Annotated in this window: 8 protein-coding genes and 1 pseudogene; 6 read left to right on the top strand and 3 right to left on the bottom strand. The window is 68.1% G+C overall.

The annotated features are described in order from the left end of the window. The 3 genes and pseudogenes from ACIQVZ_RS37985 to ACIQVZ_RS37975 all read left to right on the top strand — a co-directional run. Positions 1-261 (top strand): hypothetical protein (locus ACIQVZ_RS37985; protein ID WP_402456580.1); only part of this gene is annotated, 261 nt, incomplete at its 5' end. Positions 262-445: 184 nt separating this feature from the next. Continuing rightward, a complete protein-coding gene (locus ACIQVZ_RS37980; protein ID WP_402456572.1) occupies positions 446-1,504 on the top strand; it encodes an IS110 family transposase in 1,059 nt (352 codons plus the stop codon). Beyond that, positions 1,505-1,675 (top strand): annotated as a pseudogene (locus ACIQVZ_RS37975) (transposase); the annotation flags it as partial. A 79-nt stretch (positions 1,676-1,754) separates the two neighbouring features. Here the strand turns inward: ACIQVZ_RS37975 and ACIQVZ_RS37970 are convergent. After that, positions 1,755-1,985 (bottom strand): hypothetical protein, encoded by a 231-nt coding sequence (locus ACIQVZ_RS37970; protein WP_402456570.1) that lies wholly within the window; start codon positions 1,983-1,985, stop codon positions 1,755-1,757. Further along, positions 1,982-5,494 (bottom strand): colicin E3/pyocin S6 family cytotoxin, encoded by a 3,513-nt coding sequence (locus ACIQVZ_RS37965; RefSeq protein WP_402456568.1) that lies wholly within the window; start codon positions 5,492-5,494, stop codon positions 1,982-1,984. The genes ACIQVZ_RS37970 and ACIQVZ_RS37965 overlap by 4 nt, the downstream gene beginning before the upstream one ends. A 649-nt stretch (positions 5,495-6,143) precedes the next feature. On the opposite strand from ACIQVZ_RS37965, the gene ACIQVZ_RS37960 reads away from it, so the two are divergent. The 3 genes from ACIQVZ_RS37960 to ACIQVZ_RS37950 all read left to right on the top strand — a co-directional run bounded on the left by ACIQVZ_RS37960 (position 6,144) and on the right by ACIQVZ_RS37950 (position 10,487). Beyond that, positions 6,144-8,393, top strand: a complete 2,250-nt coding sequence (locus tag ACIQVZ_RS37960) for a trypsin-like serine protease (RefSeq protein WP_402456567.1) — start codon at positions 6,144-6,146, stop codon at positions 8,391-8,393. 757 nt (positions 8,394-9,150) lie between these two features. Further along, on the top strand, positions 9,151-9,936 hold the full coding sequence (locus tag ACIQVZ_RS37955) for a hypothetical protein (protein WP_402456565.1): 786 nt from the start codon (positions 9,151-9,153) through the stop codon (positions 9,934-9,936). A 299-nt stretch (positions 9,937-10,235) separates the two neighbouring features. Next, positions 10,236-10,487 carry a ribosomal protein L7/L12 gene (locus ACIQVZ_RS37950; protein ID WP_402456564.1) on the top strand — a complete coding sequence of 84 codons (252 nt, stop codon included), beginning with the start codon at positions 10,236-10,238 and terminating at the stop codon, positions 10,485-10,487. 234 nt (positions 10,488-10,721) lie between these two features. On the opposite strand, the gene ACIQVZ_RS37945 is transcribed toward ACIQVZ_RS37950, so the two are convergent. Beyond that, the gene (locus ACIQVZ_RS37945) at positions 10,722-12,590 is read right to left on the bottom strand and encodes a hypothetical protein (protein ID WP_402456562.1); all 1,869 of its coding nucleotides are present in this window, start codon (positions 12,588-12,590) and stop codon (positions 10,722-10,724) included. Positions 12,591-12,959: the final 369 nt, after the last annotated feature.

Below are 12,959 nucleotides of genomic sequence, written 5' to 3'. Positions count from 1 at the left end.
CTCGACCTGCTGGACCAGCTGTCCAGCCGGGTCGTAGCTGAACTTCCGCGCGTGCGCGGCAATGTCGGCACTGCTCGCCACCTTGTCGGTGGCGCGGAGATGGCCGAGCACGGCTTGTTCACCCTGGCCACCGACATCCCGGTCTACTTCTGCGACCCCGCCAGCCCCTGGCAACGCGGCTCGAACGAGAACACCTATTGGTGCACTCTGAGCGGGCCGAGTTCCTCCGACGGGAGGGTGCTCGGCGGGACCGCCGGGTGACTCGGAGAACACGTGCCGCAAGGCTTTCCGTTGATCTGTCCACGGCGGTCCACCGGGCGAGAGCCCTGGCCGGGAGTGACTTGATAGAAGCCTGCTGAGCCGTCAACTCGCAATAGGTCTGTCCCCTGGCCAGGGCCCTCGCGTCTGTCCCGTCATCCGCGACCACAGACAACAGGACATCTCGATGGTGACAGTGGGGATCGACCCGCACAAGCACGTCCACGTCGCAGTGGCCGTCGACGCCGAGGGCAGACGGGTCAGCCGGCCGCTGACCGTCAAGAACGACGCGACCCAGATCAGCGTCCTGCTCAAGTGGATCCGCTCGATCGCCGGCGGCACCCCGGTCACCTGGGCAATCGAGGACGGCCGGGGCTTCGCCCGCCGCCTGGCCGACGGCCTCCTGCTGGCCGGCCACGAAGTCGCCTGGGTCCCCACCCGGCTGATGGCCGCCCACCGCAAGCTGCACGCCGCCACCGGCTCCAAGTCCGACCCGGTCGACGCCGCCGCAGTCGCCCACGCCGCCATCGCCACCCCCGGCCTGGACCGACACCGCATCGACGAGCGCGTTCGTGAACTGCGCGCCCTGGTCGACCTGCGAGCGGACCTGGTCAAGCGCCGCACCGTGGTGATCAACCAGGCCAAGGCATACACACACCTCTGGCTCGACCACACCCCCGGCGATCTCACCCGCGCCCCGGGCCTGACCGCGCTGACGACGCTCCTGGACGCCTCGAAGACAGGCCAGCACGTCCGGCGGGTCCTGTCCGAGATGCTCTCCGAGATAGCCGGCCTCAACCAGCGCATCCGCGCACTGGAGGCCACCATCCGAGAGCTGGTCAGCCCACTGGCGCCAGCCCTGCTGGAGATCACCGGGATCAGCCACGTCTCCGCGGCGGTCCTGCTCGCCGAGATCGGCGACATCACCCGCTTCACCAGCTCAGCCAAACTCGCCCGCTACACCGGATGCGCCCCGATCCCCGTCTACTCCTCCGACAAGGAACGCCACCGCCTGCACCGCGGCGGCAACCGGCGGCTGAACAGCGTGCTCTACACCGCGGCCATCGTCCAACAGCGATTCCACCCCGGCGCGAGGGACCTACTGGCCCGGCACGAGCCCACCAAGGGCGCCCGCGGCGCTCGACGCATACTCAAACGCCACCTCATCGACGTGATCCACCGTGCCATGACCCACGACCGAGCCTCCTGGCAGCACCAAATCACCCAACACGAACTCGCCGCTTGACATAGAAGCGTCAACGGCCTGCTCCGGCAGTACTTCCCCAAGGGCACCGACCTCGCCGTCCACACCCCCGAGCACCTGGCCGCCGTCGCCGCCGAACTCAACGGCCGCCCACGCAAAACGCTCGGCTGGAAAACCCCAGCCGAGCGCCTGCATAAACTGCTCGCGGCCTAGACAACCGACCACGTGTTGCAACGACCCCTAGAAACGGCCCATAACGGTGGGGCCAGACCCCAATATCTTCATCAGTCTTCTAGTCGGCTACGACTTCGAGGAAGTAGTCACAGGAAGCGAGGTCGAATGTGATCTCGAGCCGCCCGCTGATTGCTTCCGCATGCTGTTCGTCAAGCGGGTATACGTTAACAAATTCCCTCAAAGGTATGCCAAAAAGATCAGAGAGGAATGCTCCACCCAGCTCGGAAACATCAAGCGATGATTCGGGAAAGTCAGCTTCTTTTCTATATGTCGAAATGCAGTAGCTCACGGTTCCACCTTGCGGGACTTGTCGGCTGGCTTGGTCTGTGCACCGGTGTCAGGGTCAAATTCTCCCAGATGCTTTCCTCTCTTGTTGTACTTCTCCACAGTGCCGTGCTGGGAGTCCCACTCGTAGATGGTGCCCTTCGGGTCCTTCCAGCGTTCACGCAGTCCGCCGCCACCCTGGACTGGCGTCTTCTTCCTAGCCTTGCTTGCGTTCGGGAAGGCGGACAAGCTGCTGGGGGCTGGCTTCGGTCCGGGTTGAATCGCCTGCTGCTGAGATGGCGAAACACCCTGCTTGTCTCGGGCGTTTCGGAGTGCGGTTTCAACACCTCCGTTGAAGCGCTGGAAGCCGTCGGCTGCGATATAGGCGCCTCCGATCGCGGCGACGCCACCCATCGCGATGGCGGGAGCCCCGACCACGCAGCCAACTACGGTCATGCATACCACGGCTCCGCCGCCGACCTCGCCCACACCGCCGGTCACCGCAGCGGCCCCAAGGACGGCTTCTCCTGCTCCGATCCAGATATCAGGGGTGGTGAGGATGGAGACGGCGTAATCGGCGGCCGTGTGAAGGGTGTCGTTCATCCAGTCTGGCAGCCAGCTGTCATCGTCGGTCTCGGGGTCGTCGGGGTCCGGTGTCCCGGAGTTCCCCGGGTCCGGCGCTTTCCGCCACTCTTCCTCGGTCCGTTCGACAACGGCCTCTTCGGCCTGCTGCTTGGCAACGACCGCCTCGAAGGCCGCCCTGTAAGCGGCACTCGCCGCCTCGGAGTCCTTTCCTGCGGCGGTTGCGGATGCGCGCGCCTGGCTCGCCGAACCCCAGGCCGCATCCGCGGAGCCACGAGCCCAAGCCGCCGATCCATGCGCACTTGCAGCCGAGCGGATAGCACGCGCAGCTGATCGATCGGCGTCGCCGGCGGCTTTGCGTGCGGTGGTCGCGGATTGGGCGGCGCGTGCAGCGGAGGTGTCCGCAGCCGTCGCGGCGTCTGAGGCCTGCTTGGCGAATCCCGCCGCCGCGCTGGCGGAGGCCTGGGCCTGCTCGGCGTAAGTGGCTGCCTCCGAGGCGGCCTGACGGGCGGTGGCCGCTATCCGTGCCGCCTCGGCGGCGTTCTGCTGGGCGAGGGCCGTGACCTGTTCCGCACCGGCGATGAGGTTCTGGACCTGTGCAACGTGGGCGACGGTGAGGTCGTCCTTGTGCTGGGCCCGGTACTGGCCGATCTCGACGAACGCCCGCAGGCCGACTGCCGGCGCCTCGAGGGCCGTGTTCGCGGCGAGCTTAACCTCGGGACCTCCGCTTTCGACTAGCTGGACGGCACGGACCCGATCGTCGGCCTGACGGGCGGTGTACTGCGTGGTGGTGAGAAAGGTAACCAGGGCGTCGACCGAGCCGGCGTTGAGGGCCGCGTTCGCGGCGTCCTTCACACCCTTCCCGCCGCTCTCGCCGATCCTGGCGATCTGGACACGGTAGTCGGGCGCAGCGACCTGGTTCCGGCCCGTCTCCAGGAAGGCATGGATCTGCGCGACATCACCGTTGAGGGCCGCCAGTGCCGCGTCATGCAGGACTGGAAGCTTGGCATCGTCGGCAAGGTACTGAAGGTGGACACGTTCGTCCTGGCTGGTGGCGTTCTGCCAGCCGGACCGAGCGTAGTCGACCATGTCCTGGTCGGTACCGGAAATGGCGGCCTGCGCACTCGCGCGGCTCCAGGAGCCGCGCGTCTTCATGGCCGCCACCGCCATCTTGCGGCCGTCCGTGACCACAGTGGCCCGGTCGGCCTCAGGCTTGGCGGCCTCCGCGGCAAGACGTACTGCTTCCGTGTCGAGCTTCTTCGCGTCCTCGGCCGCACGCGTCGCCTCGGCCTTGCTGAGGTCGTCCGCGGCCCGCAGGTCCCGGGCCTGTTCGACGGCGGCGGCGGAACGAGCCTTAACTTCCTCCTGCTCGCTCTTGCGTGCCAGCGACTCGATGTCCTTGGCCCGCTTTACCGCATCAGTAGCGGCGTTGGCTGCCTGCTGCGCCGCTGCGGCGTGAGCGCTGGACTGCTGTGCCGCGGTGGCGGAGTCACCCGCGTGGTTGGCGGCGTCCTCGGCAGCCGCCGCTGCGTTGTTCGCGTGGGTCGCGGCCGAGTAGGCGGCGTCGTGTGCGTCGTGGGCTGCCGTGGCAGCTTCCGCGGCGAGAGCGAACGCCGCGTTGCCTGCCCGGGTCGCTTCACGGGCGTTGCGTCGGGCGGCGTCGGCGGCCTGCCTGGCCTGGACCGAGGAGACACCTGCCTTGTCGGCCTGTGCGGCGGCCTGTTCTGCAGAGGTCGCCGCAGCCTCCATGTTCGCGCTCGCGCTGACCGCAGCGTTGGCCGCCTTGCCAGCTTCCGCCGCCGCGACGCCCGCCTGTTCGGCGGCGTCACCGACCTGCCGGGCCAGTTGCGCCGCATTCTGGGCGGCCTGGGCGGCCTTGCGGGCATTCGCGGCTTGCCCTGCATCCGTTGCGGCTGCGCCAGCCGCGTTCCGTGCCCGCGTCGCGGCTTGGGCGGCGCCGGACGCGGCGCTGGCCGCTGCAGAGGCAGCGCTGGCGGCGATGCGCGCCGAGTTATTCGCCGATCGGGCAGCCGCGATGGCGGCCTTGGCAGCGTCAGCGGCCCGACTCGTGGCCTCGGCCGCCCGCTTCGATGCGGCCTCGGCCTTGGCGGAGTCGTTCTGGGCCGCGGCCGTCTCGGCGGCGGCCGTCGCCGCGGCCTCCTTCGCCAGACGTGCGGCGCTCACCGCGCGCTCGGAGGCGTCCTTGGCTGCCTCGGTCTCGCGTTTGGCCTGGGCGCCTGCCTCCTTGGCCTGGGCCGCGAGCTGCTCAATGCTCGCGTGTTCCTGGTCCCGGGCCCGGGCGATGTGCTGACCAACGGCCAGGAACTCGCGGATGTCATCGATCGAGCTGTTTAGTGCCAACGACGCGGCCTGCCGGGTGGCGGGACCGCCGACGGCTTCGATCCGGGCTACCAAGACGCGGTCGTCCGCGTCCTTCTGTATGTACTGGTCCTGCGAAAGGAAGCGGCGCACATCGTCGATGGAACCGTTGAGCGCGGTATTGCCGGACGCCTGGACCCCGCGGTCCCCGGCCTCAACGAGCTGTGCCGCGCGAACACGCTGGTCCTGTTCGAGAGGAACCTTCCAACCGTCCTTCAGGAAGGCGTGGAGTTCCTGCGGACTGCCCGCGAGCGCCTTCTCCGTAGCCTGCCGCAGGCCACGCCCACCAATCGCGACAAGCTGCATGGCCGTCTGCTGATCGTCCTTCACCTCGGCCACCGCACGATCCGCGCCGAGGAAGGACTGGACCTGACCGTCGCTTCCCGTCAACGCGGCTTCAGCTGCCGCCCGGACGGACGGACCGCCGACACGCCAGAACTCCAGCACCTGACCCCGCGAGGTCAACGGTACCGAGGTGGCATCCGCCGCAATCGCGGGAGGTGAGACGAGCGAACCTACCAGGAACGCCGGAACAAAGAGCTGAAAAGCAGCCCACACTTTCGGGAGAATCACCCTCGACGGGGGTTTATCCCTGAATGACATTGCCATTTCTAGCATCAATCCTTCTGACGAAATTTCACTACACCCACCCCTTGCCGCAGCGGGGGCTAGTGTCGGCGCGCCGAACCAACCTGACCGTCGAAATACCTTCCTCCCCGTGCCAGTTGAGTCACCAGTCCAACTCGCACAGGCCTGGGAGGAGCCCGATGGAAGCCTCCCAGGCTCGCCGGGAGAAGAAAGCCTGGGTCGCGGGGGTGCATAACTGGTGCGTCTAACGACATGAGGCACCTGATCAGCTGTTTGGTCGTCAGCCTCTAAGCATGCGGCCCAAGCCTTCACCCTCTTGCTGAACCCGAACCCCCCTCTTTCCTGAACTCAGGAAAGAGGCACTGGATGATCTTGAGATTTTTTCTCAGACGGCCCGCGCAGGGCCTTGCAGCCATTTGGAGCCAAGCCCCTTGAAGCAGGGGGACTCTGCCAATAAGACGACTCCCCCTCACGCTTTCTTGATTAATCGTCAGGTTGGCTGTTGCGCATCGTCCGTGAGCATACATTAGGATCCACCCCTGACATTGAATCAAGTGCAGGCAAAGGTGATGTCCGTTTTGGGTATTTTTATCCTCGGCTTCGCTTGCGCCTCACCCCCCCTGAAGAGACACCAATGAGAAACCACTTGCACATCCGGGGCGGCATCGCAGCCGCCTCAACCGCTCTCGTTCTGGCCACGGTCGCGGGCTGGACCACCGCCACGGCGGCCACCGACGGCACCACGCCCCCTGCGCCTGCGGATCAGCCCAAGGTGGCGGCCGAAACATTCGCATACCCGGGCTCAGCCCAGATGCTGGCCGACGCCGGGGTCACCATGGTCCGCGGTGACGGTGGCATCACCGTCACCGACTGTGCGAACCCCAACCAGATCAAGGTCTGGGCGCGCAGCATCACCCTCCACGACAACTGGATATGCTTCGCTGCTCCGAGCGGTACCGGCTACCTGGCCGTCAACATCCCCGACGCCTACCGGGTCCAGACCTTCGACCGCGATGTCCGAGCGAGCCTGTCCACCAAGGGACAGTCCCAGACCCTCGACGTCCCCAGGAACACTGCCAAGGGCTTCGGCGAGGCCTCCCCCACCGGAGACCCCTCCGCTCTCCTCGAACTCCGCGTCACCGGCTCCGGCGCCGCCATGCCCGCGCCGCAGCCCACAGACCCCGCACTCGCCTTCTCCGCCAAGCTCAACGTCGGCGACGGTAAGCGCGCCTGCACCGCTGCCCTCGTCGACCGTTACTGGCTGCTTACCGCCGCCAGCTGCTTCACCGACACCCCTGACGACCTGTCCACCGTCACCGCTGGCGCCCCGAAGGACAAGACCACCGCCACCATCGGCCGCACCGACCTCACCAACACCGCCACTGGCACGGTCACAGAGGTCGTCGAGCTCCTCCCCCGGCAGGACCGCGACCTCGTCATGGCCCGCCTCGCCACTCCCGTCAGTGGCATCACCCCCGCCACCCCCGCCACCACCGCCCCGGTGGCTGGTGAGAGCCTGCGCATACCCGGCTACGGACGCACGGCCACCGAGTGGATCCCCACCAAGCTCCACACCACCACCCACACCGCTGGCACTATCAGTGCCACTAGCGTTGATACCGCACCCGCCCCCGGCGCGTCCGCGCTCTGCCTGGGCGACGCAGGCGCCCCCGCGATCCGCGAGAAGAACGGCAAGGCCGAACTCGTCGCGGTGACCTCCCGTTCCTGGCAGGGCGGCTGCCTCGGCGAGACCGAGACCCGCACCGGCGCCTCCTCCAGCCGGGTCGACGACCTCGCCGGCTGGGTCCAGCAGACCGTCTCCACGTGGGGCACCAAGGTCGACTACTCCTCCGCGGTCGTCAACTCCGTGTACAACCCGGACACCAAGACCGCCGAGATCTTCGCCCTGGGCACCAACGGCGTCCTCGCCCACGCCTCCAACACCGAGGGCAAGGGCTGGAACAGCGGCTGGGAGGCCCTAGGGGACTGGCAGTTCAACGGCATCCCCGCCACGATCTACAACCCCGCCACCAAGGCCATCGAACTGTTCGCCATCGGCAAGACCGGCGAACTCGGCCACAACTACTGGGACCCGGGCACCAGGAAGTGGGCCGGCTGGAGCGTCATCCCCAGCGCCCTCAAGCTCAAGGCCAACCCGGTCGCCGTGTTCAACCCCTCGAACCAGACCGCCGAGGTGTTCACCCTGGACACGAACGGCTACATGACCCACACCTACAGCACCAACGGCGCCCGCTGGGACGACGTCCGGGGCCTGGGCACCTGGCAGTTCACCGGCACCCCCACCACCCTCTACAACCCCGCCACCGACGCCGTCGAACTCTTCGCCACCAGCAGCCGCAACGAACTCGGCCACACCTACTGGGACAACAAGACCAAGACCTGGGCCGACTGGAGCACCATCGGCGGCCAGGCCGTGACCGGCAGCCCCACCGCCGTCGTGAACCCGGCCAACAACAGCGCCGAGGTCTTCATCACCACCACCACCAACACGATGGCCCACAGCTACAGCCTCAACGGCGCCCGCTGGTCCGACATCACCACCATGGGCGGCTGGCAGTTCAACGGCACCCCCACCGCCGTCTACAACCCCGCCGCCAACTCCGTCGAACTCTTCGCCGTCCGCAACACCGGCGAACTCGGCCACAACTACTGGGACAACAAGACCAAGACCTGGGCCGACTGGAGCACCATCAGCGACTGGAAGTTCGCCGGCACCCCCTCCGCCACCTACAACGCCTACACCAACACCCTCGAACTCTTCGCCACCGGCACCAACGGCACCATGTCCCGCGCCACCTACAAGAACAACAACTGGCTCGCCTGGGAGAGCATGCCCGGCTGGACCTTCGCCATCACCGGCTGACCCCAACCCACCACACCAGCTGACCAGGCCGCGACGGCACGGTGCGCCTGTGCAGGCCGCCCCCATCACGGGCGCACCCCCCTCTGACAGCGGCCAGGCATGGTGCGGGCGGGACCGGACGACCATCCGGTCCCGCCCGCACCCGTCTCCACCGCACGCCACCGGCACCAGCCAGACATGAGAGGAAGAAAGGCCCGCCGCAGGCGCAGCAACCCCAGCCGCCACCCATCCGGTCCTGCGGCCGCCACTCCGCCAAGGACAGGATGGGAAAGGAGAGGTTGTCGACGTGGCGAGTTCAACCTTGACGCCGCTCACTACGGCACCTGAACTGCACGTTCGTCCCAAGTCTGAACGTGGAAGCCGTCCGGTGCCACCCGGTTGAGGTGAGACAGCCGGGCTGGCAAGGAGGCCTCACGAACGTCACACACGAAGGACCAGGGCCTGTCCAGTGAACGGCTCCATTCCGTAGCCGACGGGAACGCAGCGTCACCACTGGTCGCGGAACGGAGCCGTCCTTTTGTGCAGCCCCAAGGGCCGCAGGCCACGTTCACGGCTTCCGGGCAGGGGCGCGCCGCGCCGTACAGCGCCGGCTGGCCACGGCATCGAGCCGACACCGGCGCGTGGGAAGTCGCACTCCTTGTCGTGAGGTATCCCCGCAAGGCCCGCCGGTCAGCCGTAGATTCACTGTGACGACTGGTGATTGATGAGGCATGGGAGTGGTTGTGGGAGCAGCGACACCTTCGGTACGCACAGCAGTGTGGCATCGACGATCGCCCTGCTGGAGGTACGGCAGCCCGCTGTACAGGACCGAATCCGTCGTGCGGAGGCGGAACTGGCGGCCGCGACGGCGGAGCGGGAGGCCATCGCCAAGGCGCTCGAAGGACTGCGGCTGCTCTCCTCCGGAATGCCCCTGGACAGCGCTGATGAGCCGCACGCCGGCGGGCTGCCTGCGGCACCGGCCGCCGGGGCTGTGCGGGAAGCCTCTGCGGCGGCCGAGCCTGCCGACCGGCGCGTGGCGCTCTCACCCAGCGCGCCTGCCACTGCGGCGGTCCGCACAGGAAAGAGAACGGCCGCGAAGAAGAAGGCCGCCGCCACGAGGACGCGCGCGGCGGCGAAGACGGCCACGCCCGCGCCCGAACGGAAGGAGCAGACCTCGGCACCCGGCGGCAGGAAGACCGCCCGGAAGGCGACGGCGAAGGACACCGGGACCAAGGGCGCGGCGAAGCGGTCGACCACAGCCAAGGAGGCGGCGCGGGTGAAAGCGGCGCCCGCCGGTGGCAAGCCCCCTGTCGAGGCGACCGTGCCGGCGGAGGGCCGCCGACGGCAGGTGACGGACGCGGACAGCGTCCTGGCGGTCCTGTCGAAAGCGGGGAAGCCGCTGCGTGCCCGCGAGGTGCTCGACCTGCTGGGGCTGGATGCCTCGGAGGGGAACATCAACGCGCTCCGCACCAGGTTGGAGCGCCTGGCCAGGGACGGCCCCGCGCAGCGGCCTGGGCGCGGCCTCTACACGGTGACGGCCGGCCGGCCCGAGAGCGGGAAGTGACCACGCCGACAGGGCGGCCGGTTTCTCAGCCGGCCTGCGGGCCCCGGGGGCGATCGCGGCACTGAGCATTGTGCCGCCCGCGCTGGACGACGCCAGGCCGGGCGCGGACGGGCGGGTCCTGGTCTGTCCGGGTGCCGTGGAGGCGGCGCGCTGCTTCCACGGCCGGGCGGCGTAGTTCGCGGCGGTTGCGCCGCGGTCCGCCGGGCTCAAGGAGCACGACTACCAGACCTCGACCCGAGCCCGCCCCATCACCACACGCGCGGTTCTATGCTGCTGTCCGGCCCGCAGCCCGAGGAGTCATGATGGCGGACGAGTACGTCTGGCTGATCTGCGATGAGGTGCCAAATGCGGTGGTTCTGACCGACCCCGGGCCCTATCCCATCGAGGTCGTGAAGTTGCTTCACCGGAGGACCGGGCTGAGCCTATGGCACAGCAAGTCCCTCATCAGCCGCTTGCCGGCCACCATTCTCGAAGATGTACCGCGCGAGATGGCTGAAGCTGCCGTGCGTGAACTCCTCGAAGCAGGAGCCCACGCTGAAGTACGGCGCTAGAAGCGGCCACAGCCGGTGTTTCACGGAAGCGCGGGTAGAGCCGATTCCGGGCAGCGTCAACAACAGCAGCGCCGCCTCTGATTACGACTCCGCGCTACGAGGGGAATGGCGCAACATGCTCCGAGAGCGGGGGGACTGCGGCGGCTACCACCGCCCGCGCGGTGCTCTCGGCGGCCGGACGCCCTATGAACGGCTCAAGCGGAAGATCCCAACCAGGCTGCGGCGGGTGCATATTTAGCCGTTGACGGCGTAGATGCGGACCGGGTCGTTCCCGCTGATCAGGTGGAACCGGGCGGGGTCCGTGTTGACCGCCTTGGTGATCTCGCCGTCCCGCCAGTTGGACGGATCGAGCGCGAGGTACTGTGCACCGCTGCGGCGCAGGTCGGTGTGGAGGGTGTTGAGGTCGTCGGTGGCCGTGACCTGGACAAGCTTGCGTTCCATCTTGAGGCCGATGAGCGGTAGCCGGATGTCCGGTCCCTGGTCCGTGATCGCGATGACCGATCCGTTGGGCAGGCTCCGCACGTGGCCGAACGTGTTCCACGGCCAGACCTGGTCCTGCTGCTTGCGGCGGTGGCGCATCAGGTCGATCGTCTCGTTCACCGTGTAGTAGTGCGGCGCGATCTCCGTCGCCGACACGTGGACGGGTTCGGTTGTCTTCCACATCGAGTCGGCGCTGGTTCCCGCCAGGCCGAACCCGATGGCCACCGCGACCGCCCACCGGGCGTGTCCCGCCGCGCCCGACGGGCGCGCCCTGGTCCCGGTGATCCAGGTCAGGAACACCGCGAGGAAGACACCGCCGAGGATCGTCAGGTGGATCGTGTAGCGCGCCCACCACGGGCCCGGGCTGGCCCCGGCCATCACGGCCATCGGCAGCAGCAGGCCCAGCAGCGGCGCCCACTGGCGGCGGCAGACGAACACGACCAGGCCCGCGATCACGGCCGGGAACAGCACCCAGAGCCACCCGGTGCCGAGACCGCCCAGACGCTGGTCGTAGGAGAAGGGGCTGGCGACCGGTGTGGTCCACGATTCCCACAACTGCGCCGGGACCCCGCCAGCGGCTTTGATCTTCAACGGGGTGTTGTTGACCATGATCAGGTCCTGCACGGTCCCGCGGCCGGTGAACCCGAACATCGTGAACGGGTAGAAGGGGTTGCCCCACGCGATCCAGGTCCGCACGTACCAGTACGACGACAGCAGCACCGAGGGCACCACCAAGGCCACGCCCCACACGGTCAGCCGGCCTGCCGCGAACCGCAGGACCCCGGTCGACGGGCCCTCGCCCGCGCGGCGCAGCGCGACGGTCGCCACGACCAACTGGCCGATGCCCACCGCGACGACGCACGCCATTGTCAGCAGGTTGGAGGCCTTGACGCTGGTGCCGAGGGCCAGCGCGACACCGGCCAGCCAGAGGTGACGCTGGCGCCCGTCGACCGTGTCGCGGTTGTTCGGGAGGGCGAGGACGAACTGGAACGCGGCTGCTGCGGTGGTCGCCGCGGCTACGTCGACGTAGGAGGTGGCTGTCTGGGCGAGGACTGCGGGGATCGCCAGGAAGCCGAGTGCGGCGAGGATCGCGTGGTCGCGGCGGGCGCCGAAGCGCTGGGCCAGGCCCACGGTGGCTGTGAAGCCGAGCAGGGTGAACGGCAGGCTTGCGATCCAGGACCAGCGCAGGGTGTGGGTGAAGACGCCGGCCCATGCTCCGAGGACTTCCTGGCCCTGCGGGTAGACGTCGGACCAGAATGCGGCCGGGGTGTGTCCGATCTGTCCGTCCTGGATCCATTGGGCGGGGCCGACCAGGTGGTACCACATGCCGTCCCATTCGGTCGGCAGGACGAACGCTCCCATGGCTATTCGCCAGCCGTACGCCGCCAGCACGAGCAGTGCGAGGATGACCGTCGCCGGGTTGCGCCACAGGGTCGTACAGCGGCGGATTCCCCGGAGGGTCCCGGACACCGTTTCGCGGTGGCGTGCGAGCAGCGTGGGCCGGGTTCGCACCACGGCCACCTCGGCCGCGGCGGTCAGGATGGCTGCGGCGAGCAGCGGGGCCGGCTTCAGGCCGTGGACCGGGACGCCGATGAGCAGGGCCAGCGCGATCAGCTGGGTCACTCCCGCGAGGATCCAACCGGACAGGGCGTCAGCGGCGCGCCACGGTCCCAGCGCTCCGATCACGTGCGCCGTGCCGACGGCTGTCGCTGTCAGAGCCGCCAAGAGCCCCAGTACGCCCACGAGTGATCTCAGCCCATCCATGCTTCAGCCGCGTTCGGCACCTGCCAGTGATCTGGGTGACGGTATCAGAGGTAATCGAATGACTTTTACCGACCCACTGGGAAGTAAAGTCGCCCCCGCTGCTCGGACTTTGCTTGATTTCGCTGGGGGCGGAACAAGAGGTGCGAGAGAGGCCTCTTGAATGTTGTTCAAAATTTATCTGTATGCTGACCGCGCACACCTGCCGCCAGGGGGGGCGCACGGGCTGAC

Origin of the sequence: Kitasatospora sp. NPDC098663 (genome assembly GCF_044760075.1) — a bacterium.
Taxonomy (GTDB): Bacteria; Actinomycetota; Actinomycetes; order Streptomycetales; family Streptomycetaceae; genus Kitasatospora.
Note: the sequence above shows the minus strand (reverse complement) of the source record. Positions and strands in the feature narration are given on the sequence as shown.